Origin of the sequence: Pectinatus frisingensis (assembly GCF_015732285.1) — a bacterium.
Classification (GTDB): Bacteria; Bacillota; Negativicutes; order Selenomonadales; family Selenomonadaceae; genus Pectinatus; species Pectinatus frisingensis.
The window spans coordinates 1-25,159 of record NZ_WIQU01000068.1; the positions used below are offsets into that span (position 1 = coordinate 1).

The 25,159-nt window shown below is 39.1% G+C and carries 27 protein-coding genes; 9 read left to right on the top strand and 18 right to left on the bottom strand.

Going from position 1 to position 25,159, the window contains the following annotated elements:
* Positions 1–18: 18 nt before the first annotated feature.
* The 10 genes from I6751_RS12975 to I6751_RS13020 all read right to left on the bottom strand — a co-directional run bounded on the left by I6751_RS12975 (position 19) and on the right by I6751_RS13020 (position 8,803).
* Positions 19–261: a ParA family protein gene (locus tag I6751_RS12975; RefSeq protein WP_231037756.1), complete on the bottom strand. Its 243-nt coding sequence runs from the start codon at positions 259–261 to the stop codon at positions 19–21.
* A 151-nt stretch (positions 262–412) separates the two neighbouring features.
* The gene (locus I6751_RS12980; RefSeq protein ID WP_196590068.1) at positions 413–850 is read right to left on the bottom strand and encodes a DUF5348 domain-containing protein; all 438 of its coding nucleotides are present in this window, start codon (positions 848–850) and stop codon (positions 413–415) included.
* Between the two features lie 377 nt (positions 851–1,227).
* Complete coding sequence (locus I6751_RS12985; protein WP_196590069.1) at positions 1,228–1,572, bottom strand: hypothetical protein; 345 nt, start codon at positions 1,570–1,572, stop codon at positions 1,228–1,230.
* Between the two features lie 100 nt (positions 1,573–1,672).
* Positions 1,673–2,596 (bottom strand): recombinase family protein, encoded by a 924-nt coding sequence (locus I6751_RS12990; protein WP_196590070.1) that lies wholly within the window; start codon positions 2,594–2,596, stop codon positions 1,673–1,675.
* Between the two features lie 296 nt (positions 2,597–2,892).
* Positions 2,893–4,266 (bottom strand): 23S rRNA (uracil(1939)-C(5))-methyltransferase RlmD, encoded by a 1,374-nt coding sequence (rlmD, locus tag I6751_RS12995; RefSeq protein WP_196590071.1) that lies wholly within the window; start codon positions 4,264–4,266, stop codon positions 2,893–2,895.
* A gap of 27 nt (positions 4,267–4,293) precedes the next feature.
* Positions 4,294–4,956, bottom strand: coding sequence for an HAD family hydrolase (locus I6751_RS13000; RefSeq protein WP_196599125.1), 663 nt, complete (start codon positions 4,954–4,956; stop codon positions 4,294–4,296).
* A gap of 83 nt (positions 4,957–5,039) precedes the next feature.
* Positions 5,040–5,513 (bottom strand): methylated-DNA--[protein]-cysteine S-methyltransferase, encoded by a 474-nt coding sequence (locus I6751_RS13005; RefSeq protein WP_182186582.1) that lies wholly within the window; start codon positions 5,511–5,513, stop codon positions 5,040–5,042.
* Positions 5,514–5,591: 78 nt separating this feature from the next.
* Positions 5,592–5,936, bottom strand: a complete 345-nt coding sequence (locus I6751_RS13010) for a dihydropteroate synthase (RefSeq protein WP_182186580.1) — start codon at positions 5,934–5,936, stop codon at positions 5,592–5,594.
* Between the two features lie 9 nt (positions 5,937–5,945).
* Positions 5,946–6,566 carry an MBL fold metallo-hydrolase gene (locus tag I6751_RS13015; protein ID WP_196590074.1) on the bottom strand — a complete coding sequence of 207 codons (621 nt, stop codon included), beginning with the start codon at positions 6,564–6,566 and terminating at the stop codon, positions 5,946–5,948.
* Positions 6,567–6,571: 5 nt separating this feature from the next.
* Positions 6,572–8,803 carry a RelA/SpoT family protein gene (locus tag I6751_RS13020; protein WP_196590075.1) on the bottom strand — a complete coding sequence of 744 codons (2,232 nt, stop codon included), beginning with the start codon at positions 8,801–8,803 and terminating at the stop codon, positions 6,572–6,574.
* A 525-nt stretch (positions 8,804–9,328) separates the two neighbouring features.
* Here I6751_RS13020 and rny point away from each other — a divergent pair.
* The 5 genes from rny to I6751_RS13045 all read left to right on the top strand — a co-directional run bounded on the left by rny (position 9,329) and on the right by I6751_RS13045 (position 13,814).
* Positions 9,329–10,873, top strand: a complete 1,545-nt coding sequence (rny, locus tag I6751_RS13025) for a ribonuclease Y (RefSeq protein ID WP_196590076.1) — start codon at positions 9,329–9,331, stop codon at positions 10,871–10,873.
* Positions 10,874–11,004: 131 nt separating this feature from the next.
* Positions 11,005–11,526, top strand: a complete 522-nt coding sequence (locus I6751_RS13030) for a hypothetical protein (protein ID WP_182186573.1) — start codon at positions 11,005–11,007, stop codon at positions 11,524–11,526.
* A gap of 120 nt (positions 11,527–11,646) precedes the next feature.
* Complete coding sequence (locus I6751_RS13035) at positions 11,647–12,429, top strand: TIGR00282 family metallophosphoesterase (protein WP_196590077.1); 783 nt, start codon at positions 11,647–11,649, stop codon at positions 12,427–12,429.
* 166 nt (positions 12,430–12,595) lie between these two features.
* Positions 12,596–12,856 carry a stage V sporulation protein S gene (locus I6751_RS13040; protein ID WP_182186569.1) on the top strand — a complete coding sequence of 87 codons (261 nt, stop codon included), beginning with the start codon at positions 12,596–12,598 and terminating at the stop codon, positions 12,854–12,856.
* 124 nt (positions 12,857–12,980) lie between these two features.
* Positions 12,981–13,814: an Asp23/Gls24 family envelope stress response protein gene (locus I6751_RS13045; RefSeq protein ID WP_196590078.1), complete on the top strand. Its 834-nt coding sequence runs from the start codon at positions 12,981–12,983 to the stop codon at positions 13,812–13,814.
* A 75-nt stretch (positions 13,815–13,889) separates the two neighbouring features.
* Here I6751_RS13045 and I6751_RS13050 read toward each other — a convergent pair whose 3' ends face one another.
* The 8 genes from I6751_RS13050 to I6751_RS13085 all read right to left on the bottom strand — a co-directional run bounded on the left by I6751_RS13050 (position 13,890) and on the right by I6751_RS13085 (position 21,272).
* Positions 13,890–15,557, bottom strand: a complete 1,668-nt coding sequence (locus tag I6751_RS13050; RefSeq protein WP_196590079.1) for a formate--tetrahydrofolate ligase — start codon at positions 15,555–15,557, stop codon at positions 13,890–13,892.
* Between the two features lie 57 nt (positions 15,558–15,614).
* Positions 15,615–16,475: a bifunctional methylenetetrahydrofolate dehydrogenase/methenyltetrahydrofolate cyclohydrolase FolD gene (gene folD, locus I6751_RS13055; protein ID WP_182186563.1), complete on the bottom strand. Its 861-nt coding sequence runs from the start codon at positions 16,473–16,475 to the stop codon at positions 15,615–15,617.
* 17 nt (positions 16,476–16,492) lie between these two features.
* Complete coding sequence (locus tag I6751_RS13060; RefSeq protein ID WP_182186562.1) at positions 16,493–17,344, bottom strand: UbiA-like polyprenyltransferase; 852 nt, start codon at positions 17,342–17,344, stop codon at positions 16,493–16,495.
* The gene (locus I6751_RS13065; protein ID WP_196590080.1) at positions 17,337–18,797 is read right to left on the bottom strand and encodes a menaquinone biosynthesis decarboxylase; all 1,461 of its coding nucleotides are present in this window, start codon (positions 18,795–18,797) and stop codon (positions 17,337–17,339) included. Before I6751_RS13065 ends, I6751_RS13060 begins: the two co-directional genes overlap by 8 nt.
* A gap of 75 nt (positions 18,798–18,872) precedes the next feature.
* Positions 18,873–19,634 (bottom strand): twin-arginine translocase subunit TatC, encoded by a 762-nt coding sequence (gene tatC, locus I6751_RS13070; RefSeq protein WP_196590102.1) that lies wholly within the window; start codon positions 19,632–19,634, stop codon positions 18,873–18,875.
* A gap of 5 nt (positions 19,635–19,639) precedes the next feature.
* Entirely contained in the window at positions 19,640–19,831 is a 192-nt protein-coding gene (gene tatA, locus I6751_RS13075) for a twin-arginine translocase TatA/TatE family subunit (protein WP_196590081.1), read from the bottom strand.
* 107 nt (positions 19,832–19,938) lie between these two features.
* Entirely contained in the window at positions 19,939–20,208 is a 270-nt protein-coding gene (tatA, locus tag I6751_RS13080; protein WP_196590082.1) for a twin-arginine translocase TatA/TatE family subunit, read from the bottom strand.
* A gap of 92 nt (positions 20,209–20,300) precedes the next feature.
* Positions 20,301–21,272, bottom strand: coding sequence for a polyprenyl synthetase family protein (locus I6751_RS13085; protein ID WP_330998607.1), 972 nt, complete (start codon positions 21,270–21,272; stop codon positions 20,301–20,303).
* Between the two features lie 246 nt (positions 21,273–21,518).
* Between I6751_RS13085 and nadE the strand changes: the two genes are divergently transcribed.
* From nadE to I6751_RS13105, 4 genes are all read left to right on the top strand, one after another.
* On the top strand, positions 21,519–23,435 hold the full coding sequence (gene nadE, locus I6751_RS13090) for an NAD(+) synthase (RefSeq protein WP_196590103.1): 1,917 nt from the start codon (positions 21,519–21,521) through the stop codon (positions 23,433–23,435).
* Between the two features lie 85 nt (positions 23,436–23,520).
* Positions 23,521–24,099, top strand: coding sequence for a 16S rRNA (guanine(966)-N(2))-methyltransferase RsmD (rsmD, locus tag I6751_RS13095; RefSeq protein ID WP_182186554.1), 579 nt, complete (start codon positions 23,521–23,523; stop codon positions 24,097–24,099).
* Position 24,100: 1 nt separating this feature from the next.
* The gene (coaD, locus tag I6751_RS13100) at positions 24,101–24,589 is read left to right on the top strand and encodes a pantetheine-phosphate adenylyltransferase (RefSeq protein WP_196590084.1); all 489 of its coding nucleotides are present in this window, start codon (positions 24,101–24,103) and stop codon (positions 24,587–24,589) included.
* A 77-nt stretch (positions 24,590–24,666) separates the two neighbouring features.
* On the top strand, positions 24,667–25,152 hold the full coding sequence (locus I6751_RS13105) for an ATP synthase subunit B family protein (RefSeq protein WP_182186550.1): 486 nt from the start codon (positions 24,667–24,669) through the stop codon (positions 25,150–25,152).
* Positions 25,153–25,159: the final 7 nt, after the last annotated feature.

Genomic DNA, 25,159 nt, shown 5'->3' on the forward strand with positions numbered 1-25,159 from the left:
GCGCTTTTCTTGACTATTTCAGTCAATGTTCGAATAGCGCGTAGGCTGGATAACTTCCTGAATATCCGCTTTGCCTAACAGGATATCTGCCAATGATTTTTCCGGCTCTGCATCAAAGAACTGCGAATCATTGCCTTGATCGTCATTATCTATAACCAGTACTTTTAAATCACAGCTTTCTGCTATGGCATACGCCAGATTAACGGTAATTGTTGTTTTGCCAACGCCGCCTTTTTTGTTAATGAACGAAAATGTTTTCATAAATTTTCAAATCCTCTCGCTTAATTTTTCTATACAAATCAAGCGAAAATCTGCTATAATAAATCTTAGAGAACGAGATTTGTCTATAACAAATTTTCACGTTAAGCGCTATCAGCTGCCAACTGATAGCGCTTTTTTCATACCTAAATTTTTATCTTCCCTTGATTCTTACCAAAGCGCCTTCTAGTTTCATATCTGGACGTGCCTTAAAATAATAATCTTCACCATATTCGATAGACGTTGGCATCCAGGTCATCCATTCTTCTTCATCTGAGAAGTACGGCGCATAAACCTCACAACAACTACCACACGTGAATTCAATATCTGTGCCTTCCATTTCAAATCTTCCAGCTGAATTACGGATTAAGCGCCCTTTCTGGCCTACGGCTGCAAACATCCGCTTTAAACGCCAATCACTTTCATCGAAGCAATTGCTGCCCAAACTCAGTAAATGCTTTACATAGGTTCGCTCCTCTTCTGTTGCCTTTTCTGGATCAAACTCGTCTTGAATCCATTCCAAATCATCGACAAGTTCACTGATGATTGGAGCAGCCTTTTTAAATCGTTCAATCATGCCTTGTTTCAACATTTTCTCTTCCTCCTCTATTCTAAAAATGGATAAAAAATAGACGTTCAATATTATCAAATATCAAACGTCTAAGACTTAAAATCTATGCTATTGTAGAATGGTAAATCCACTTGCTTCTAATAAAAATTAACGTATCCACTCACACCAGATGTAACCGTACTTCCACTTTTATGAATTCTTCAATCACTTTTTTGAGCTCTCCATCCTTATTTTTCTTAAAGCGAAAATGTGGCTGGAAGTACGGAAAATCAAGGATTTTCGGATATTTTTCGCCGTAGCAACGCGATACACTCGACGTGAGAAACTTAGGCTATTTCCAAATATATCTACAAGCACTGTAAAACCTTGATTTTATGTATGTTTTACATTAATTCTATCTACTCACCACTATCATTTTCGACTAGGCTATTTTTGCCCTTATGCTGTATGTAAGAAATCATTTCATCTATTGTGGCTAGTCTATCATTCATCATTAGTGTAACCTTAGGATACCAACCCAAAGCCTCTGCGATTTGTTTCTTTTCATCTTCTTTTTGAAGTTCTTCACTACATTTCTCACAGGCATTAAGCTGTTCAAAAGAACAAGATCCAAATGCAGCATGACTCACATCTTCAATTCTATGTAAACTTTTGCAAACATCACAATACACATAAATCGCATCATCCAATAATGGAACAAGTTCCCCCTGCTTATAATCAGCATTTAGCTTTAAGTACATCATACATAATTCCTACCTTTCTTCTTTTGGTAGTACTATATATCACTCGTGAGGCACATAATAGCAAGTCATTTATTATACAAAGATGAAGATAATTATCCGACTACTTTTTCTTTGAGCTATACTTATTTGCGCTGCGGTGCTTTGTCCCCTCTTCATCTACCGTGACATTGCTTCTCTGAGTTTTTCTTTTTTGCACTGCCTCAAAAACTTCCTTAGAGATGATTGCCGGGTTATTATCACTGATTAAATAATATGTACTATTCTCATCAGATTTCAAAAGCTCCGCTTCTCCGATATACTTTCGTTTGGTTAGCGTCAACTCAACAGTTCGTTTGTTCCACTTATCCTTGCCGGTTGGTGATTTGATACCTAGATTTTCTAGTTCTTTCAAGATGCCTGTTACGCTTTTGCCACCAAGATACAAGTTGAATATCTTCTGAACAATAGTTGCCTGTTCCTCATTAACAATTAATTTTCCGTTCTCATCGCTATCATATCCGTAACATTTTCTATCAGCTAATTTTGAAGTTCCGTATTCGACCTTCTTCTTAATACCCCATTTGATGTTTTCGCTTCTACTCTCGTTTTCTGCTTGTGCCAATGCCTCCACGATGGAAATCATCAGCTGGTTGTCGGTTTCAGTGGAATCCAGATTTTCTTGTTCAAAAATAACACGAACATCGGATTCTCCTAGTATCTTCAAAGCCTCGAGTGTATCAACAGTATCCCTGCCAAACCGACTAAGACTTTTGGTTATCACTATATTAATTTTCTTTTGCTTGCTATCTTCAACCATACGAGCAAAATCTTTTCTTAGAGATTTGGACTTACTGGATGCAATATCAATATAGACATCAACTAATCTCCAAGTATCCACTGTAGCCACAAGCCTAGTAAGTCCGGAAATCTGAGCAGTAAGACTATTCAATTGTTGCATGTCATTTGTACTAACCCTGCAATATATTCCAACCTTCTTTTCAATTCTAGAACGTACAGCCGGAATATAGTTTACTTTCTTTTCCATTTTCACTCCTTGTGGCTAATCAACATCAATTTCATTTTATCTATGATGAATAGCCTATTTTTCTTCAAACCACACATATACTCTAGTGAAAAATCAATTTACAATCATTCCGTCAACTTGCCATCACATCTTAACAATCCTATCTCCACAACCTACCCGTTTTCAAGCTGTCAACTCGACCCTACGGCATTTTAGCCGTGGATATGTTTAGTTCCTCGATTACAACCAAAAATTCGAGAGCTGAAGTTTAACCTCCAACCCTCGGAAATCCCCTTATTTCAAGCCCTTTTCACACATTACTTCTGAACCCTTGACATCAACGCTACGCACTCCACATGACATGTCTGCGGGAACATATCTACGGGCTGGATTTGTTCAGTTTTGTAACCGAGGTCAGCCAATATGGCAATATCGCGGGCAAGCGATGCGGGATTGCAGGAAACGTAAACGATGCGTTTAGGATGCATATTAGCAAATGTTTTCAGTACAGTGGGTGTACAGCCGGCACGCGGCGGATCAACAACCACTACATCAGGATATACACCTTGTTTATAAAGCTGCGGCATAACAATAGTTGCATCACCGACGATAAATTCAGCATTTTTAACATGATTGTCACGGGCATTTTTTTGCGCATCGAGGATAGCTGGTTTGACAATTTCTATACCGTAAACTTTGCGGGCTTTTTGTGCTAAAAATAAAGTTATTGTTCCCGTGCCGCAATAAGCATCAATTACTGTCTCATGGCCGGTCAGATTAGCATATTCTAAAGCCTTTTGGTATAAAACAGCAGCTTGACTGGTATTGACTTGAAAAAATGAGCGAGGAGATATATGGAAAGTCAGTGTTCCTAATGAATCTTTTATAGAAGGTTTACCCCATAATAGATGTGTTTCCCGCCCCATGATAACGTTATTGCGATATGTCTGGATATTTTGCTGTACGCTGGCCAATTTGGGCAGACGTTGACGCAACAGTTTCACCAATTCCTTACTGTGATGCAAATCTTTAGTTGCTGTGACTAGGATGACCATACAGTCACCAGTTTCACTTACACGGCCAACAATGTGTCGTAAAGTACCGATATGTTTGTCTTCATCATAGATGCTGATGCCAAGCTTTTGTACAGCATCGCGTATAGCGTTGGCAATATTGTTATTGGTTTCTTTTTGAATATAGCAGTCACGGGTGTCGACGATGTTGTGGCTGCCTTGGGAAAAACAGCCAAGAATGACGCGCTTTTTGTCCATACCAATGGGAAACTGCATTTTATTGCGATAATTCCAAGGCTGTTTTGCACCTAATGTTGGGTGAATTAGTAAATTTTTTTGTTTGCCAATTCTTTCTACAGCATCTTTTACTTGCTGTTGTTTTATTTTTAACTGGGCATCATAGGACAGGTGCTGCAGCTGGCAGCCACCGCATTCATAATAAAGCCCGCAGCGTGGCGCTATTCGCTGCGGGCTGGTTGTTATAATGCGGATTATTTTGCCGATAGCATAGTTCTTTTTGCTGGTTTGGATAGTTACATCCAGTTGTTCGCCAGGCAGGGCATAAGGAACAAATACCGTAAAATTATTGATGCGTCCAACGCCTTCGCCGTTACTGCCGATGCCTGTGATAGTCATTGTATAGGTGTTGCCGATTTTTATTGGCAAGGTTGTTTTCATTTTAATAACTCCATTGTGGTAGTATTATTAGTCATTGATAAAGGTAATTTTATCAGTCAATTCGGCCGGTGATTTAAGTAATAAACGGGCACCGTTTTCCAGCAGTTCTTCCTTGGAACGGAAACCCCATAAAACTCCTACCGGTAACATATCAGCGTTGACTGCTGTCTGCATGTCTACGGAAGAGTCGCCCATATATATTATTTCTCCCGGATTTAGATGCATTTTTTCAGCTATTAGCAGGACTTTTTTAGGGTCAGGCTTGCGTTTAAAACCAGGCAGATCACCAATGATATAGGTAAAAGTAGTTTGTCCAAATAAATGATAAATGATTTTTTTTGCAGCATCATCATGTTTATTGGTGCAGACAGCCAATGGGATATGTTTTTGCCGGAGCTTTTCAAGCATTTCTCCGATTCCATTGTAAGGCACTGTTTTATCAAGCTGATGTATGGCATAAATTTTTTTGAACTTTTCCAGAGCTTCATCAGCGATATTAGTCGGTGTATTAAGTGGCAAAGCCCGTTCAATTAATTTTTTTATGCCGTTGCCAACCATCATGCGATAGCTTTCAATTGGGTGTTCCGGATAGCCGTATTTTTTAAGGACCGTATTTACACTGTCACCTAAATCATTCAGGGAATTGACTAGCGTACCGTCCAAGTCGAATATTACTGCTTTATATTTCATTGATTTACCTTCTTCAATAAATTATATTTGTGTTGTTCAGTTGAGGTTGCATACAGTATGATATTTAACAGGTAAATGCAAATTTATTTATTTATCTGTATATTGTCATGTTCTAGTTGCAAAAGAAATTTTTTCGTTTTTACTCCTCCGGCATAGCCGCAAAGTTTACCATCAGAGGCGATGACTCGATGGCAAGGAATGCAGATAACTATGGGATTTTTATTATTAGCCATGCCGACTGCCCGAGTAGCTTTGGAATTACCGATGGCTTCAGCTATTTCCTTATAAGAACGGGTTTGTCCGTAAGGAATATCCAATAATGCATTCCAAACTTTTTTTTGGAATGCGGTACCGGAAGGGTTTAACGGCAAGATAAATTTATCTCTTTTGCCACTGAGATATTCGGAAATTTGTGTAAATGCTTCCCGTAATAGGAGTGATTCCATTTTTGTGGCAGCAGAAAGCGGCTTACGAAAACTGATTTCTGTGATAGCAGATTTTTCCTCAGTTATGTATATATTGCCTATTGGTGTTTCATAGGTAAATCTTTTTTTCAAGGAAGTATGCCTCTTTTCATTAAAATGTATTTTAATGGTCAGTAATAAGGCCAACATGTATAAAACGCTATCAGCAAGTCATAGTTTTAGTATTTGTTTAAGTTCATGGGCTGTCTGGCGTAATCCCCAGGGCTGCTGCAGTAAAACCGGGATAACAGCGCGATATTGTTTTACTGTAGCCATTAAAATGACATCGGTAACAGGCTGGCTAAGATCAGCACAATGTCGGGATATAGCAGCGTCACCACCTTTACTGAGCATAGTTTGTTTTAAAATATTGGCAGCTTTGGTGTCAACGTCGGTCAGTTTGATTACACGAAAAATTGCCTTTTCCGCCATTATTGCAATACCGGCATCGGTACAGTCAACAGCTGCTATTGCTGCTTTGGCGGCGGGATAGTCGTTAATTGTCAATATTTCCATGGTATCATCTCAAGAAAAATAGGGGTTGTACGTTTTTTCATGACCGATAGTGGTGGTCGGACCATGACCGGGATAAACAATATTGTCGGTGCTGAGAGGTAATATATTTCTCTCAAGGCTGCTGACCAATGCCTTCATGGAACCTCCGGGGAAGTCAGAGCGACCTATTGATTCAGCAAATAGTGAATCACCGGAGAAAATTATTTGGTCGTTTATCAGGCAGATACCGCCTGGAGTATGTCCCGGTGTATGAATGACTTTTAAGTAGCTTTTACCTATGTGTATTATATCATTTTCATTAAGAAAAAAATCAGCTTTTTTTGATATGACAGGTGAACCCCAGTAAGTTGAAAGGTTTAGCTTGGCATCGGTCAGCATTGGTGCGTCGAGAGGATGGATTCCAAGCTTAATGGAGAATTTATCACATACGGCAGTGTTGGCACCAATATGGTCACTGTGACCATGTGTATTAAGCACATATTTTATGGTGCAGTCAGCAGCCTTTATCCAGTTTAAGATAAGTTGGGGATGTGAGCCCGGATCGATGACGACAGCCTCTTTAGTAGAGGTGTCAATTGCCAGGTAACAGTTTTCGTCGAAGTCGCCGTTGGTAAGAACTTTTACTTCCATAGTAATCAATCACCTTCTGTGCCTTTTGGTTTATTTAATGCCCGGGCGACGCGAAATACATTTTTATTGCGTCGTATTTTGCTCATTATAGTTTCGGCCTGGGCGATACTGCGTATTTCAAGACTCATGGATATAGTTGAAGTTTTATTTTTCTTATTAGGTCGGGCAGTCATTGAATGAATATTAATTTTGGATTCAGAAGGTATTGCCATTAATGATGTCAATACACCCGGTGAATCATTACAGGTTATATCAATAGTGACGGTGTAGGTTTTGTCAAGACCGATATCCCAGCTGACATCGACTACACGTGACAAATCATTTTCATCTTTTATGATATTGGGGCAATCGGCACGATGCACTGATACGCCGCGACCTCTGGTTATATAACCGATTATCGGGTCACCGGGGATTGGATTGCAGCAACGTGCCAAGTGAACGAGAAAACCGCTTTCACCTTCAATTAATATGCCATGGCTGCCCTTTTTCTTTTCACCATGCGGTTTTATTTGTTCGAGCATTTGCGATACATCAGGAGGTGTTATTTCTTTTAAATCTTTTTTGTATAGTTCAATTAAACGAGAGATGACGCCATTTACAGTTATACCGCCATAACCGAGAGAAGCCAGTAAATCATTAGCGTTCTGTTGAATATTCATGTCACGGGCAACAACAGCCAGTCGATCGTCTTTAAGCAGTTCCCGGGGATCATAGCCAAGATGTTTGATACCCTTTTCAATAAGTGCCAGGCCAGAAGCAATGTTTTCTTCACGTTTTTGCCGTTTAAACCATTGACGGATTTTGGTGCGAGTTTCTGAAGAAGCAACAATATTGAGCCAATCGGGACTGGGACCGTTGTTTTGGTTATTTGTTATAACGGAAACGATATCACCATTTTTTAGTTTGTATTCAAGCGGGACAATTTTTCCGTTGATCTTGGCGCCAACACAATGATTACCGATATCAGTATGAATACGATAGGCGAAATCAATGGGATTGGAGCCTTTTGGCAGGCCAATTACATCACCGCGCGGCGTAAAAACAAAAACCTCATCTGAAAAAATATCGACTTTAAGAGCTTCAACATATTCATCGGGATCACTGAGCTCTGTCTGCAAAGAGATAAGCTGACGCAACCAGGAAAGTTTTTGATCGTAAGCATTATTGGCATTGATGCTTTTTCCTGATTCTTTATATTTCCAGTGTGCAGCAATCCCATATTCCGACACTTGGTGCATCTGAAAAGTACGAATCTGGATCTCAAGCGGATAGCCGTTGGCAGCAATGACAGTGGTGTGCAGTGACTGATAACCGTTGCTTTTTGGCATGGCGATGTAATCTTTAAATCTGCCGGGAATAGGTTTCCAGATATTATGAATTATTCCTAAGATCGTATAACATTCCTGTACGGTATTTACCAGTACGCGGACAGCTGACAGATCGTATATTTCGCTTATATCTTTATTATCACGTTTCATTTTGCGCCAGATACTGTAGAAGTGTTTGGCTCGGCCTTGAATTTCTGCTTTTATACCGGTTTTTTTTATTTCAGTGACCATTTCCTGCACGGAATCGTCGATAAATTTTTGTCGTTCCTGTCGTTTTTGTTTGACTTTTTCTACTAAATCATAATATTCTTCCGGATACAGATACCGGAAACATAGGTCTTCAAGCTCCCATTTTATATTAGAAATGCCCAGTCGATTGGCAAGCGGCGCATAGATTTCCAATGTTTCTTTGGCGATGCGTTTTTGCTTTTCTTCGGGCATATATTTTAAGGTACGCATGTTGTGGAGCCTGTCGGCAAGTTTTATCATAATAACGCGTATATCCTTAGCCATGGCAAGGAACATTTTGCGATAATTTTCTGATTGCTGCATTTCTTTGGATTTGAAATGAATTTTGTTCAGTTTGGTTACGCCATCAATTAGTAGGGCGACTTCTTCACCAAACTTTTTTTTCATTTCATCAAGTGTGAATGTGGTATCTTCTACCACATCATGCAAGAGGGCAGCTGCAATTGTCACTTCATCAATATGCATTTGGGTCAGGATTGCCGCTACATGAAGCGGATGAATGATATAATGCTCACCTGAAGCGCGCTTTTGATCAAAGTGCGCAGCGTACGCGAGGTCATAAGCCTTTTGGATCAGATCAATATCGGAATTAGGCTGATATTCTCTGACGGCATCTTTTATATCATCTATTGTTATTTTTGTAGCGTTGTCATCAATCATGATTTTACCCTCAGATCTATTTTAAATCGTTATTTATAATAGCTTTTTGAAAATAAGTGTTTGTTATTTATTGATTGTATCATATTAGTGAGTTTTATAGCAATAGAAAGCCGCTTTGCGTCGGTATTTTTGTTAATATTTACCGTATTTGTTACTTCTTGACACTATCTTTAAAAACCTTTAAAATAAACAATATGTGATGCTAGCATGGCTCACCGATATAGCAGGGTTTGGCGCTCTGTGTGATACTATTGTCAGTAGAAATGCAGGTTATCTATAAAAAGTGTGTAGTAAAAACTATTGGTATAGGGCAGAGGCTTTCCTGAAACGGTTTGCAGATCACTGTCAAGTAATATTTGCGATACTTGTAAAAATTAATTGAATATTGTATTTCCCGGGTGACAATAATTGAAGATTAATTGGAAAATATTCAACGGTGTAAAGGTGGAAGCATAAGCGGCCGCCTTTATAAATCGGATGAATGTGGAGAAAATCTTTGGGAATACAAACTAAAAAGAAAGGAGGATGAGGGCTATAATCGAGATAATTATAGCGGCTCTTGTTGCTGTTATCTTGGGATTTGCTGGCGGGTATGCAACGCGTAAGAAGAAGGCTGAAGAGGCTATTGGTTCGGCAGAAACGGAAGCAAAGCGTATTGTTGATTCAGCACAAAAAGAAATTGAAACAAGAAAAAAAGAAAGTATTCTTGAAACTAAAGAAGAAATACATCGTTTGAGACAGGAAATTGAGCGGGAAACGCGGGAAAGACGCAATGAACTACAGCGTCAGGAACGGCGTTTAATGCAAAAAGAAGAAAATCTTGATCGTAAAGTAGATGGACTGGAAAAGAAAGAAACTGTACTTTCCCGTAAGGAAAGTGAGATTGATAAAGTGCGTGAATCGGTTAATGTTATGCACGCAAAGCAGTTGAGTGAACTCGAACGTATTTCAAGTCTGACGATGGAAGAAGCCAAAACGATACTCTTGGCAGATGCTGAAATGGCAATAAAGCACGATAAAGCACTAATGATAAAAGAATATGAACAGCAGGCTAAGGATGAGGGCGAAAAGAAGGCACAAAGCATAATCGCTCAGGCTATCCAGCGGTGTGCAGCCGATCAAGTAGCAGAAACTACTGTTTCGGTAGTGGCGCTGCCTAATGATGAAATGAAAGGTCGCATTATCGGTCGTGAAGGACGGAATATAAGGGCATTGGAAACATTGACCGGCATAGATCTTATTATTGATGATACGCCGGAAGCAGTTATCTTGTCGGGATTTGATCCGGTAAGAAGAGAAATTGCCCGTACTGCTCTGGAAAAGCTTATAACTGATGGGCGCATTCATCCGGCGCGTATTGAAGAAATGGTTGAAAAAGCTAAAAAAGAAGTTGACCAGCGTATTAAGGAAGCTGGCGAACAAGCATCCTTTGACAGCGGGGTGCATGGACTTCATCCTGAACTTATTCGTTTATTAGGTAGATTGAGATATCGTACTAGTTATGGACAGAATGTATTGAATCATTCTGTGGAAGTCGCTCATTTGGCAGGTGTTATGGCAGCTGAGTTGGGCGTTGATGTACAGCTGGCTAAGCGTGCGGCTTTACTGCACGATATTGGTAAGGCTGTTGATCATGAAGTAGAAGGTTCACATGTGACGATAGGTGCTGATTTGGCACGTAAATATCGCGAATCAGCCAATATTGTAAATGCTATTGCTGCGCATCATGGCGATGAAGAACCGAGAACTGTGGAAGCCGTTCTAGTGGCTGCAGCTGATGCAATTTCAGCAGCCCGTCCGGGAGCACGCAGGGAAAGCTTGGAATCTTATCTTAAACGTTTGACTCGTCTGGAAGAAATTGCAGAATCGTTTGAAGGGGTTGAACGATCTTTTGCAATTCAGGCCGGCCGCGAAATAAGGATAATGGTAAAACCTGACAAGATAGATGATGTGGCGTCTGTTGGATTGGCGCATGATATCGTTAAAAAGGTTGAAAATGAACTTGAATATCCTGGACAGATAAAGGTAACGGTCATTCGGGAAACTCGTGTAGTTGACTACGCTAAATAATAACGATGTAAATTACAGGCATTGTGCAAATTTTTTTATTTGCCATGCCTGTTTTTTGATTCTTTTATTGCTTGTATCATGCGGCCTTGCTATAATATAAATGACCTATAGTCTTGAAGGTGGTGAATAATATGCAGGAATTTAAACAGGATAAGGCTGTTAATATGGATGGAGTCAACTTATTGGCATCGATACTTTTGCGGTATCCTGAAATTGGCACGATCAGTTTTGATCCGGAGACAGATTTATTGAAGATCACATATACGTTGGATAAAATTGTGTTGTCCGAGGAATTTAATAAGTTTAAGGAACTTTTGGAAAATAGTATTTCTGCGTATCATTATCTTGAAGAAATAAAAAATGCCAAGGTGACAATAAGCGAAGATGTATATGAGAATACTTTGTTTTTGCATATAGTGCGTGATATGGATACGGTATCACAAAGTGAAATCAAGCTTATAAGTACGCTGATGAATGAACATTTCGGGGATGCTATAATTAAGGAAAGCGGTGTGGGGAATACCGATCAGGATAATGAGGGTATTCAGGAAGAATTAATCGATCATATGTTGGGAAATGTAAAAATAAATCATGTAAGTGAACATATTATCGGGCTTTGGGAAGAAGGCCGGGTCTTGGTATTTAATAAGTAAATTAATTTTCTCGGAAACGGATATGTTTATGGCAGGATAGCGAAGCATATCCGTTCTTTGATTTTAAATGTCTGTTATCAGGTTGTCTGGGCACAAAAAAATGCAGGAAATGGAGAATTTATGAATATATTATTAGTGGGTGATATTTGTGGACGTACCGGGCGCACGGCATTGTTAAGATATCTGCCAAACTTGAAACGGGAAAGAAATATTGATATTGCGATAGTCAATGGAGAAAATTCTGCCGGCGGCAGAGGGATAACACGCAGTACTCTTGATGAAATGTATCGGGCCGGTGCTGATGTCATAACTTCAGGAAATCATATCTGGGATAAGAAAGAGATTGTTAATTTTATTGATCAGGAGGCATTTTTAATTCGCCCGGCGAATTATCCTGATCCGGCTCCGGGAAGGGGATATTGTATATATCCGTTGAAAGCTAAGAATATTGGTGTAATTAATTTATCGGGGCGTTCGTTTATGCCGCCGATGGATTGTCCTTTTCAAAAAATTGATCAAATATTAAAAAGAATATCTCACGAATGTGATATAATAATCTTAGATTTTCATGCAGAAACTACATCAGAAAAAATTGCCATGGGGTGGTATCTTGACGGACGTATTACATGTCTTGTCGGTACACATACACATGTGCAGACGGCCGATGAACAGATTTTACCGCAGGGAACGGCTTATATTACGGATCTGGGCATGGTTGGGCCAAGAGTTTCTGTACTGGGGATGGAGAAAGAAAAGGTAATTGAGCGATTCAAGTATTGTCGTCCGGTACGGTTTGAGACAGCGGACGGGGCAGCAGTGTTTAGTGCACTGCAGGTTCAGATAGATGACAAGACTAATAAGGCGGTTTATATTGAACGGGTATTGATAAATGAACCATATTGAGGATAATACACATTATTAGAGTAATAATGTGTATTATCTTAAAAAATACATAGCATGCTGATTTTACAGGATGCTATTTAACATAAATAGAGGGAATATATATTTTTTCACGAATATTCTACTATATTACATCGTTTAAGTTATCATAGTAAGGGGCGTGCTAATAATGGAAGTATTAAAAGTATCAGCAAAATCCAATCCTAATTCAGTAGCCGGAGCGTTAGCGGGGGTTCTGCGTGAAACAAGAAGCGCAGAAATGCAGGCAATCGGTGCTGGAGCAATAAACCAGGCGGTGAAGTCAATTGCCATTGCAAGAGGATTTGTTGCACCGCATGGCGTTGATCTCATATGTATACCGGCATTTACAGATATAAATATTGATGGGGAGGAAAGAACAGCTATAAAGCTTATTGTAGAACCGCGATAAGCAATTGATTTTGCCGTTATAGTAATCATTATTGATAAATGATCGTGATCAGTATATAATAGTTTATAAAATTAAGACAGTAAGTCTATAGGTTGATATTGGCTGGTTAAGGGGCGACGGACAGATGGATGTGATTGCTTTAATAGGACCAAGTGGCACAGGAAAAAGTCATCGTGCCTTAATGGTTGCACGTAAAAATAAAGCAGATGCCATAATTGATGATGGTATTCTAATTAAAGACGGCAAAATAATAGCCGGACATTCAGCAAAGCGGGAAGCAAGCAAGATTATGGCTGTCCGCAGGGCTATATTCATTTTGCCGGGACATGCCGATGAAGTGAAGGCTGCCATAGCTGAAAATCATCCACACCGTATACTGGTACTGGCTACATCAGAAAATATGGCTTATAAAATTTGCAAAATATTAGGTCTGCCTGCTATAGAAAAGATTATTAATATTGCAGATATAGCCACGCGGGCGGAGATACAAAAAGCGCAAGACTGTCGTCTTAAAGAAGGCAAGCATATCATCCCCGTCCCGACGATTGAGCTTAAGCCGCATTTTTCTGGTTATCTCATTGATCCTATACAGTCTTTTTTTAAGAAATCACGCACTAAACGCCGCAGGCTGGGGGAAAAATCAATTGTCCGTCCGATGTTCAGTTATTATGGGCATCTAGTTATTGATGATGCGGCAATATTATCGATTATTTCGCAAATAGCTTCGGAAAAATCTGCTATCGATAAATTGTTTGGTGTTCATATTGATCACATTTATCGTGAAGGTGAAGATCAGGGAATCAGTATCTCTTTTAAAGTGGTTTTGTTTTATGGACGGCATATTCCGACTTTATTGCGGGAATTGCAGCAAAAAGTCAAGACTGCTGTTGAATATATGACTGGCATGCTGGTTCAAAAGGTTGATATAACGGTTAAGGCATTGCGTATAGTTGCTTAGGATAAAGTAATTCACTGTATAAAAAATAATCCGCACGATTTTTTAATCGTGCGGATTATTTTTTATGCCAAGGAATTAAAAAAGTCCGGTTATTTTTCCATTGGCATCTATGTCCATATTTTCAGCAGCTGGTTTTTTTGGCAGACCGGGCATAGTCAAAATATTACCGGCCAAGGCTACAATAAAACCAGCTCCAGCGGCAAGACGCAATTCCCGTACAGTTATTTTAAAATTAGTTGGACGCCCCAATTTTGTCATATCATCGCTGAGTGAATACTGCGTTTTAGCCATGCATACAGGCATTTTAGAAAAACCCAACTTTTCCAATTGAATAATGGATTTTTCAGCGGCAGGACTATAGTTAACTCCATCGGCACCATAGATTTTCCTGGCTATAGCTTCAATTTTTTCTTTTATTGACATTTCATCTGTATAAGTAAATATTAATTGGGATGGTTTGGCAGCTGCAATAACAACTTTTTCAGCTAAATCTGTTGCACCTTTACCACCATCAGTAAAAACGGTCGACAACGAAAATTCGACATCGAGTTTTTGACATTCTTTTTCCAGCAAAGCTATTTCAGCTTCAGTATCAGTTGGAAATTTATTTATGGCAATAATTGGTGTTAAACCAAAACCCCGTATATTTTCAATATGTTTGGCAAGATTTCCTATTCCCCTATGCAGAGCTTCAAGATCCGGGACAGCCAGGTCTTTTTTTGCTAGGCCGCCGTGCATTTTTAAAGCACGTATAGTTGCAACTATCACCACGGCGTCAGGTTTTAATCCAGCAAAGCGGCATTTAATATTAAGAAATTTTTCTGCACCCAGATCGGCACCGAAACCGGCTTCAGTTACGACATAGTCAGCTAATTTCAAAGCGTGTTTAGTGGCAAGAACACTGTTGCAGCCGTGCGCAATATTGGCAAAGGGACCACCGTGGATAAAAGCTGGTGTCTTTTCCAGAGATTGTACCAGATTAGGTTTGATGGCATCTTTTAGTAATAAGGTAAGTGCACCGGTAACTTTTAAATCATCGGGATGAATCGGCTTACCGCTGCGGCTATAAGCAACAACTATACGTCCAATACGTTTTTTTGCATCCTGAAGATCGTCAGATAGACATAAAATGGCCATTAATTCAGAAGCTACAGTAATGTCAAAACCAGTTTCACGTGGTACGCCATGGGCTTTACCACCAAGACCGCAGATGATATTACGTAGTGCCCGATCATTTAAATCAACAACGCGGCGCCACGTGATACGACGAACATCGATATCAAGTTCATTACCCTGCTGGAGATGATTGTCGATGACGGCAGCAAGTAAGTTATGGGCTGAGGTCAGCGCATGAAAATCACCGGTGAAATGGAGATTGATGTCCTCCATGGGAACTACTTGGGCATATCCGCCACCGGCAGCGCCACCCTTTATGCCAAAACATGGTCCAAGTGACGGTTCACGCAGAGCAAGAGCTGTTTTTTTGCCGAGTTGGTGAAGTGCGTCGGCCAAACCTATACTTGTAGTTGTTTTGCCCTCACCAGCTGGTGTTGGATTAATGGCTGTGACTAAAATTAGTTTGCCATTTTCATTATTTTTTATCCTGTTCCAAGCATCAATAGAAATTTTGGCCTTGTATTTGCCGTATAATTCCAGATCATCTTCAGTGAGATCAAGCTGGGTAGCAATTTCACTTATGTGTGATAGTGTAGCTTCTTGTGCGATTTCTACATCACTTTTCATTATTTATGACCTCCAGTAATAATAATTGTATAATTTATTGTGGATGGTAAGGAAAGTTTAAAGTAGCTGCTGTCTGGCAGCTTCAATTGTATTTTGCATTAGTGTGGCAATTGTCAGTAAGCCCACACCACCGGGAACCGGTGTTATAAAGGCTGCTTTTTCTTTAACCGCGGTAAAATCAACATCACCTACTAGTTTTTTAGGAGCAATGCGATTTATTCCTACATCGATAATGGCAGCACCAGGTTTTATCATGTCGGCAGTGACGAAAGCAGGACGTCCGACGGCAGCAATCAATATATCGGCGGTACGCGTGATGTCTTTTAAATTTTGGGTATGTGAATGGCATATAGTGACAGTGGCATTTTTAGCAAGCAATAGATTAGCCATGGGTTTACCAACAATATTACTTCGACCGATTATTACGGCATTTTTCCCGTCGATAGGAATACCGGCTGATTCCAGCATTTTTATGCAGCCAAGCGGTGTACAAGGAACCATGCATTTTTCGCCTATAGATAATTTGCCCACATTAACGGGATGAAAACCATCGACGTCTTTTGACGGATTTATGTTGTAAAGAATTTCACTTTCGTATGGTTGCAGTGTCTTAGGTAAGGGCAGTTGCAATAGTATACCGTGTACGGAAACATCCTCATTAAGTTTTTTTATGGCAGTAATAAGAGCACTCTTGCCAGTATTTTCCGGCAGGCTTATCACTTGGGAGTTTATGCCCATTTCCCTGCAGGTCCGATGCTTGTTGCGGACATAAACCTGTGAAGCCGGATCAGCACCGACAATTATCACAGCAAGACCGGGTGTTACACCGGTTTGCCTGATCAGTTCTGTTAAATTGATTTTGGCTTGATTTTTGAGTTCTTGAGCATATGTTTTTCCTGATAGAATGACGGCAGACATATTGAGCCCCCTATGTATTATTTGAACAGAATACTGATGACAGTAAATATAAATATGACAATGGAAACAATGCCATTGCGCATGAAATAAGTTTGTGTGAGTCTGCTGTAATCAGTTGATGAAACGATGGAGTGTTGATATATAAGTGTAATAATGGCAATTGTTACGCCTGCATAATAAATAAGCGGTAATTGATATGACAGACCAACAAAAATAAAACATAAAATGCTGATAAAATGTACACCTGCTATAATGGGAAATACTTTTTTGGCTGTAAATTCTGTAGCCAGTGAATGCAGATGGTGGGTTTTGTCAAAAATTTCATCCTGACTGCCGTAAATAGCATCGAACCCACCAATCCAAAGACATACACCAAGTCCTAAAATAACAATTGTTAGGTTTAATGTGTTGGTTATTGCTATGTAGCTGCCGATGGGGGCCATTGCTAAGGCACTTCCTAAAACAAAGTGGCATAAAAAGGTAAATCTTTTAGTATAAGGATAAATAACTAGGACGAATACAGCCAAGGGAACTAAATAAATACATACCGGTGCAAGCTGAGAAGCAGAAAAAAAGAATAACAGCAGACTTAACAGCAAGATGAATTTGACTTCACGCGGCTTTACTGCACCCGTAACCATTGGCCTTTTGGATAAACGCGGCTGCAAGGAATCATATTTGAGGTCAATCAGATTGTCCAGAACCATAGCAGAACTTCTGGCACCGATCATAGATAAAGTTATAAAAATAAAGTCATGCAGTGACGGCAGACCGTCAGCAGCAAGAAAAGCACCCATATAAGCAAATGGCAGAGCAAAGATAGTATGATAAAGGGCAATATTACTGAGATGCGCGGTTATTTTATTCAAGACCAAGATCCTTCCATTTTTGGTCCACTGCTTCTTTTATTGTTTTAGTCATTGTTATTTCATCTGGCCATTCGCGGGTATGACCTTCTTCCGGCCATGTCTTTGTGGCATCAATGCCGATTTTGGTGCCCCATTTTGGCATCGGCGAAGAATGATCAAGAACATCAAGCGGACCGTCGACCATTACAAAATCTTGCTTGGCATCAATATTATTATAGACACGCCACCATACTTCTTTGGTATCTTGTACATTGACATGGGCATCGACAATAATGATCATCTTGGTAAACATAGCCTGTCCCATGCCCCAGATTGCCTGCATTACTTTTTTTGCCTGTTGCGGATAGGTTTTTTTGATAGAAATCATCATGCAATTGTGGAATACACCCTCTAAAGGACAATTAATATCAACTATTTCCGGCATTAACTGTTGCATCAACGGTAAAAAGATCCTTTCCGTAGCTTTTGCTAAAAAACAATCTTCCATAGGGGGTTTGCCAACGATAGTAGTAGAGTATATGGGACTTTTACGATGGGTGATACAAGTGATATGAAAGACAGGATAATCATCGGCAAGAGAATAGTAACCGGTATGATCACCAAACGGACCTTCACGGCGAAATTCATCGATATTTACATAACCTTCCAGAACAATTTCACTAGATGCCGGAACTTCGACATCGACAGTTTCACATTTTATCATTTCAACAGATTTTTTACGTAAAAACCCGGCAAAAACCATTTCATCAACATCGCGCGGCAACGGTGCCGTGGCAGCATATGTGAGGACAGGATCAGTACCGATGGCAACTGCAACTTCAAGACGGTTATAACCAAGCTGTTTATATTCACGGAAGTTTTCAGCGCCATTTTTATGGATATGCCAATGCATACCGGTAGTGCAGCTGTCATATTTTTGCAGACGATACATACCGACGTTCCTTTTTCCTGTTGTCGGATTTTTTGTAAAGACAAGCGGCAGTGTTATAAAAGGACCGCCGTCTTGCGGCCAGCAGGTTAAAATTGGGAACTTGTCAAGGGAAGGATTATCTTTTATAATGACTTCCTTGCATGGTGCTTTTTTTACGTATTTAGGAAAATTTATTGATCGGCGGGCCAAGGGAATAATGTGGAGCAGGTCCATTTTCTTTTGCAGTGAGATGTAAGGTAGTTTCAATATTTCCCGCAGTTCATCGGGAACATCTTCTAATTTATCGACACCAAGTGCAATTGCCATGCGTTCCATTGACCCAAAAGCGTTTATTAAGACAGGCATATCATAGCCTTTTACGTTTTCGAACAATAAAGCAACATTCTTATTCCCTTCCATTTTGCAGACGCGGTCAGTTATTTCAGTTATTTCCAGTTTGCAGTCAACTGGTGTCTGGATGCGTTTTAGTAGACCACGTTCTTCCAGTACGGTAATAAATTCACGTAAGTCATAAAATGCCATTATATAACCTCTTTTCAACAAGCATAGATCATGATTTCATAAGAAAAAAAGAAGACTGATAAAATCTATGCCAGATTATTTTCGCAATATAAAGCGGACAATTAGATAACTCGAAAAGTACAAAATGATCATCGGTAAAGCGATGGTACATTGGGTAAAAACATCTGGTGTAGGTGAAATTACAGCTGCAATAACAAAGGCGAGAAAAATTACTATACGCCATTTCTTTAGTAAAAACTTAGAGTTTATAAAACCTATTTTTGCTAAAATAACAACGATAAGAGGTAGTTCAAAAACAACACCAAACGGTAAAACAAAGGAAATTATAAAGTCAAAATATCTGCCGACGGAAAATAACGGCATAAGATTGTCAGTACCAAATCCAATGAAAAATTTAATAGCAGCGGGCAATACTAAAAAAAAGGAAAAAAGTAAACCGCCGAAAAATAAAATAACTGAAGATGGTACTACCAATAACAAAACTTTGCGTTCGCGAATAGTCAGTGCTGGCAGGACGAAACACCAGATTTCGTATAATACGACAGGCAATGCCAGTAAAAAACCGGCAAAGATAGCAACCTTAAGATAGGTGAAAAAAGCCTCCATCGGTTGCATATAGTAGAGTTTACCAGCCGGTAAAGTCAAATAGTGCATAATGTCTTCTATAAAATAGTAACAAATGCCGCTGCCAATACAAATAGCGATAAGGCTGCGGATGATCCGTTTACGCAGTTCTTCTAAATGCCCAATAAGTGACATGTTGCCCTCAGGAATATCATTTTGTCTTGAAATTGAGCTGTTCGGAGGTGATAATTCTAATGGATTTTTTTCTGCCATATCTGTCACTTTTTTTGTTCTTCTTTTACATCGATTACCTTGGGTTTATCATTTTTATCTTCTTCTTCGGCAGCTGACTTGAATTCACGAATGCTTTTCCCAATTGCCCGGCCCACTTCAGGAAGTTTTCCCGGACCGAAAAAAACTAAACCAATAACCAGTATAAGTAAAAGTTCTGGTACCCCTACATCAAACATGATTAACCTCCTGACTTAATAAATAAAATTTATAATTATTATTGTTGTTCAAGAAAAATAATTAAAATACAGCAAAAAACGTCTTTATAGTAAAGACGCTTTTTTAGTTACTTATCCACTATTTTAGTTTCTTCTTTGGTCCCTTCCGGGTTAGTTGTGCCGGGCTGCTGTTTTTGAACGGCTGCAGATGCTGTTTCCGACTTGTTAACAGTTGGTGGGGTTTGTTGTGGATTTTCAGTTATACCTGCTGTAGCTTTTTTTAATTCGTTAATGCTTTTTCCCACTGCCCGGCCTACTTCAGGGAGTTTGCCAGGACCAAATAAAACCAATCCGATTATTAAAATAATGATAAGTTCTGGAACACCAATACCAAACATCTTTATCGCTCCTTTTCAGTAATGGCATCATAAACACAAATTATATAATTTACCAAATACATAAACTCACCTGTATTATAACATAGGTATCTTTAAAAATCACGTTTATTGACAAAGTCAGTTATTTCTATAAAAGATTTAGCAATGTTGGTCGGTAGGCTGGTCGGTAAAATCTGTTTGGCTGCATTTAGATAATTATAGACTTTCTTATGGGCATAATCGATCCCATCACTGTCCCGGGTTATCTCAACAGCCCGTTTTACCATCATAGCTGTGAGATTTTTATTGGTTATGAGTTCTATTAATTCTTGTTTATAAGGACTTGTTGAGGCAGCTCTTATCACAGGAAGGGTAATAATGCCTTGCAGAATGTCATTCCCAGCGGGTTTACCAATCTTTTTTTCATTAGATGTGAGATCCAGAATGTCATCGGTGATTTGGAAAGCCATACCAAGGTACAAACCATATTTATAAATACATTGAACTGCAGTGATGTCCATTTCAGCGACAATACCACCAATTTCACAGCTGGCAGCAATAAAATCAGCTGTCTTTTTAGTAATAGCATCATAATACTCAGTTTCTGAACGAAGTTTATAATGTTTTTCATTTTGATGGATTTCACCTTCACTGAGACCGCAGATAACTTTTGCCAGGCGAAGCAGTATGCGCCGGTCATAATTTTTGTCTGCTATCAGGGCAAATGCCCGGGCAAAAAGAAAATCACCGCTTAATATAGAAATATTATTGCCCCATTTGGCATTGGCAGTGGGTGCACCCCTTCTGGTAGCAGCATTGTCGAGCACATCGTCATGGACTAAGGAAGCCATATGAATTAATTCGATGGTGACAGCCAATGGTAAGACCCGTTCTAAATCATATTTTTGACTGCTGTGTGCTGCCAGAAAATATAAGGCCGGGCGAAGCCTTTTTCCTCCCGCTTCAACAAGATGTTTACCAATATCGGTTATAAGTGGAACATCCGAACGGACTTCTTGATATAGGCCATCTTCTAAAGCATTTAAATCTTTTTTTATAATATATAACATTTTATTTGTTAACAATTCAATCACCTGCAAGTAAATTCATGACTAATTAAGTTTACTACAAAATACGCCGATTAGTAAACCGGCAATGGGAAAAAAGCAATAAATTTTATAAACTATTAAAAGACTAATGGTAAAATTATGCTTGTAAATAGGCATATTTCATGATATTTTTATAATTATCTTAGTTATATCTGATAACATTTGATATTTATTTACACAATGACTGAAAAATTCCTCACGATAGTGGAGACGATGCATGTTATGATAAAAATTTGTTCCTGTCAATTTGAAGTGGAGGCTGGGCATCCCAGCAAAAATTCGGCAAAAATGTTGCAGTTTATTGATACGGCAAAAACTGCTGGAGCTGATATTATAGTATTTCCAGAGATGGCTGTTCCAGGCTATTTTCTCGGTGATACTTGGGATTCTTCAGCTTTTTTGCGTGATTGTGAGATGTGCGGGAAGCAGATTATTGCGGCAGCAGACGGTATCGTTGTCATTTTTGGCAATGTAGCGATCGATTGGCGGAAAAAAAATCGTGATGGACGAGTGCGTAAATATAACGCATTGTTTGCTGCACAAAATAAGAAATTAATAAAAGCGGAAAAGGCTTTGTATCCATTTACGATAAAAACACTCCATCCCAATTATCGGGAATTTGATGATACCAGATATTTTTTTAGTAATTTAATGCTGGCCACTGAAATACAACAAAATCCACGTGAACTTATACAGCCGCTGCGGTTAAAAATCAAGGGGAAAGATTTGTGCATTGGCTGTATTTTATGTGAAGATGGCTGGAGTGATGATTATTCTTTATCACCTATTGATATTTTATGTTCAAAAAATAAACTGGATGTTATATTCAATATTTCAGCGTCACCATATACTCTGGGGAAAAATAATAAGCGTCATCGGGTATTTTCTCGTCAGGCACAGAAGAATAATGTGCCGATCGTTTATGTTAATAATATTGGTATTCAAAATAATGGCAAGACTATATATACCTTTGATGGAGCCAGTACGGTTTATGATGCTGCCGGAATTGTAGTTTCCTATATCGAACCATATAGTGAAGAAAATAGTTATATAGATCTTTCTCAACTGAAGGATAAAAGATATCCTTCAGTTGATGATGGTGAAACGGATGATATAGCATGTGTTTATAAAGCCTTATCATACGGAATAAAAAAATTTCTGCAACAGATACATATGCAAAAAGTTGTAATCGGAATCTCGGGTGGAATTGATTCGGCTGTTGCAGCAGCGTTGTATGTTGCTATTTTAGGTAACGAAAATGTTCTTTTAGTTAATATGCCAAGCGTTTACAATTCCACGACGACAAAAAACCTGTCGGAAAGACTGGCGGCCAATTTAAACTGTGCTTATGCGGTGATCCCCATTCAAAAAGTAATTGATTATACGATAAATCAGTTTGAAAGCGCAAAACTCATAAATGTCTCCGGCAATATGACAAAGACTATAAAAGTATCGTCATTTGTGGCGGAAAATATTCAGGCACGGGATCGGTCTGCGAGAATTTTGGCGGGAATTGCGGCAGCAATCGGCGGCGGCTTTACCTGCAATGCCAATAAGGCGGAGATAACTGTCGGTTATTCCACGCTTTATGGTGACCAATCGGGATTTTTAGCGGCATTGGCGGATTTATGGAAGTATCAGATATATGATTTGGCACGGTATTTGAATGAAAAAATTTATAAAAAAACTGTAATACCACAGGCTGTTATCGATATAGTACCAAGTGCAGAACTTTCTTCCAGCCAGAATGTGGATGAAGGCAGGGGAGATCCGATAAAATATCCTTATCATGATTTTTTGTTCCGGGCTTTTGTTGAACGCTGGGATAAAGCTGCACCTGAAAATATTCTGGATTGGTACCGAACCGGAACTTTAGAACAAAATATTGGCTGCGCTGTCGGTTTAGTGAAGAAATATTTTTCCTCTGATGAAGAATTTATTGCTGATTTAGAGCGTTGGTGGAATTTATTTACTGGAATGGCTGTTGCCAAAAGGATACAGGCACCACCAATTTTGGCGGTTAGCCGCAGGGCCTATGGATTTGATCAGCGTGAAGCGCAAAACGGGCCGTATTATACTAAGCGTTACCAAGAGATTAAATATGAATTGTTGAAAAATGATATAGTTAAAACTGTTTAACCGTATTTTGGCTAAATTGTTTTGGCATAAGCAATTATTTTCTGATATACTATATAGTTAATAAAGATTTTTTAAGGGTGAATTGATGAGAGTTATAAGCGGCAGTGCACGCGGTGCAAAATTGAAAGCACCACACGGTATGAATACCCGTCCTACGGCAGATCGGATTAAGGAATCGTTATTTAATATATTACAAGGACAAATATTGGATGCAGGGATATTGGATTTATTTGCCGGCAGTGGTGCACTCGGTATAGAAAGTCTGAGTCGTGGGGCCGCAAGGGCAGTATTTGTTGATAAATCAATAGAAAGTATAAATACGATTAAAGATAACTTGCAGCATACACATTTTATGGATAAGGCAGATATATGTCATAATGACGCTTTGTTTAGCATAAAAAAATATAATGGCAGATGGAACCCCTTTGATATTATTTTTTGTGATCCGCCTTATCATATGGGATGGTGTCAAAAAGCACTGCTATTAATTGATGAATATGTTTTATTGAAAAATAAGGGTTTATTAATTGCGGAAATCGGTGCGGATGAAGAATTAAATACGGAAGATACCAAGTTTAATTTATTGCGAAGTAAGGTTTATGGAGCAACAACAAAAATAAATATTTACGAATTTATGGCAGACGGTACATCAAGAGGTGAGTGAATTGACCATTGCATTGTGTCCCGGTAGTTTTGATCCTGTGACGAACGGGCATATAAATATTTTTGAACGTTCGGCAAAAATTTTTGATCATTTGATTGTAGCTGTTTTTAACAATATACGGAAAGAGTCTTTTTTTAGTATTGAAGAACGATTGGAACTCCTGAGAGAATCAACAGGCCATATTAAAAATATAACTATTGATGCTTTTGATGGCCTTTTAGCTGATTATGTCAAGGATAAAAAGGCAGGCATAGTTGTGCGTGGGTTAAGAGATCAGAATGACTTTTTTTATGAAACATCGCAAATGCTTATGCTCAGGCGGATGGCACCGAATGTAGAATCAGTTTATTTGATGAGTGAGCATCGTTATTCCTATGTGAGTTCATCGGCTATACGTGAACTTGTAAATTTTCAGGGGAATATTGAAGGACTTGTCCCCATCTGTGTAGAAAAGGCTATAAAGGAAAAGTATGCCCGGAAAAATGATTGATAATTATGTTGGATCTTAAACCGAGCTTTATGATAGTGCTGAGTTGTAAAATATTAAACGAAGGTAGGATTTTATAAATGGCTATTAACGAACTACTTGACGAACTGGAAAATTTGGTAGTCGATGCCCGTCGCCTCGTATTTACCAATAAGTGTATCATTGAAGAAGATGATCTCATGCGGCTGATTGACGGACTGCGTAAGGAGTTGCCTCAGACAATTAAGAAATCTGAAGATGTTATCCGTAATGAACAGGTGATCATTGATGATGCAAAAAGTGAAGCCACTAAGATTGTAGAACAGGCAAAAGATTATGCTAATAAAATAACTGCTGAAAGTGAAATAGTGGAACAAGCCAGGATGCAGGCTAAAAAAGTAATGGATAAGACGGTGGAACACTCTGATGAACTTAAAAAGGATTCATTGCATTATGCCAACCAGGTGTTTGATCACATGATTGGCAATTTGACAAGCATTTTGGATGTAGTCCAGCAGGCTAAGGCCGGTTTGAATGAAGATACAACGCATACAGCTGAACCGGTTAAACGTGACATAAAAAAATGATGCTGAT

Bases quoted from the DNA above. Each gene is read 5' to 3' on its own strand.
- I6751_RS13030 (WP_182186573.1), top strand. From the start codon at position 11,005: ATGCAGGAATTTAAACAGGATAAGGCTGTTAATATGGATGGAGTCAAC.
- I6751_RS13065 (WP_196590080.1), bottom strand. From the start codon at position 18,797: ATGGCATTTTATGACTTACGTGAATTTATTACCGTACTGGAAGAACGT.
- I6751_RS13010 (WP_182186580.1), bottom strand. From the start codon at position 5,936: ATGGAAATATTGACAATTAACGACTATCCCGCCGCCAAAGCAGCAATA.
- I6751_RS13000 (WP_196599125.1), bottom strand. From the start codon at position 4,956: ATGAAATATAAAGCAGTAATATTCGACTTGGACGGTACGCTAGTCAAT.
- I6751_RS13015 (WP_196590074.1), bottom strand. From the start codon at position 6,566: ATGGAAGTAAAAGTTCTTACCAACGGCGACTTCGACGAAAACTGTTAC.
- rsmD (WP_182186554.1), top strand. From the start codon at position 23,521: ATGAGAGTTATAAGCGGCAGTGCACGCGGTGCAAAATTGAAAGCACCA.
- I6751_RS13040 (WP_182186569.1), top strand. From the start codon at position 12,596: ATGGAAGTATTAAAAGTATCAGCAAAATCCAATCCTAATTCAGTAGCC.
- I6751_RS12975 (WP_231037756.1), bottom strand. From the start codon at position 261: ATGAAAACATTTTCGTTCATTAACAAAAAAGGCGGCGTTGGCAAAACA.
- I6751_RS13020 (WP_196590075.1), bottom strand. From the start codon at position 8,803: ATGATTGATGACAACGCTACAAAAATAACAATAGATGATATAAAAGAT.
- I6751_RS12985 (WP_196590069.1), bottom strand. From the start codon at position 1,572: ATGATGTACTTAAAGCTAAATGCTGATTATAAGCAGGGGGAACTTGTT.
- I6751_RS13050 (WP_196590079.1), bottom strand. From the start codon at position 15,557: ATGAAAAGTGATGTAGAAATCGCACAAGAAGCTACACTATCACACATA.
- tatA (WP_196590082.1), bottom strand. From the start codon at position 20,208: ATGTTTGGTATTGGTGTTCCAGAACTTATCATTATTTTAATAATCGGA.
- I6751_RS13035 (WP_196590077.1), top strand. From the start codon at position 11,647: ATGAATATATTATTAGTGGGTGATATTTGTGGACGTACCGGGCGCACG.
- rlmD (WP_196590071.1), bottom strand. From the start codon at position 4,266: ATGAAAACAACCTTGCCAATAAAAATCGGCAACACCTATACAATGACT.
- I6751_RS12990 (WP_196590070.1), bottom strand. From the start codon at position 2,596: ATGGAAAAGAAAGTAAACTATATTCCGGCTGTACGTTCTAGAATTGAA.
- I6751_RS13105 (WP_182186550.1), top strand. From the start codon at position 24,667: ATGGCTATTAACGAACTACTTGACGAACTGGAAAATTTGGTAGTCGAT.
- rny (WP_196590076.1), top strand. From the start codon at position 9,329: ATGAGGGCTATAATCGAGATAATTATAGCGGCTCTTGTTGCTGTTATC.
- folD (WP_182186563.1), bottom strand. From the start codon at position 16,475: ATGTCTGCCGTCATTCTATCAGGAAAAACATATGCTCAAGAACTCAAA.
- I6751_RS12980 (WP_196590068.1), bottom strand. From the start codon at position 850: ATGTTGAAACAAGGCATGATTGAACGATTTAAAAAGGCTGCTCCAATC.
- tatC (WP_196590102.1), bottom strand. From the start codon at position 19,634: ATGGCAGAAAAAAATCCATTAGAATTATCACCTCCGAACAGCTCAATT.
- I6751_RS13045 (WP_196590078.1), top strand. From the start codon at position 12,981: ATGGATGTGATTGCTTTAATAGGACCAAGTGGCACAGGAAAAAGTCAT.
- nadE (WP_196590103.1), top strand. From the start codon at position 21,519: ATGATAAAAATTTGTTCCTGTCAATTTGAAGTGGAGGCTGGGCATCCC.
- tatA (WP_196590081.1), bottom strand. From the start codon at position 19,831: ATGTTTGATGTAGGGGTACCAGAACTTTTACTTATACTGGTTATTGGT.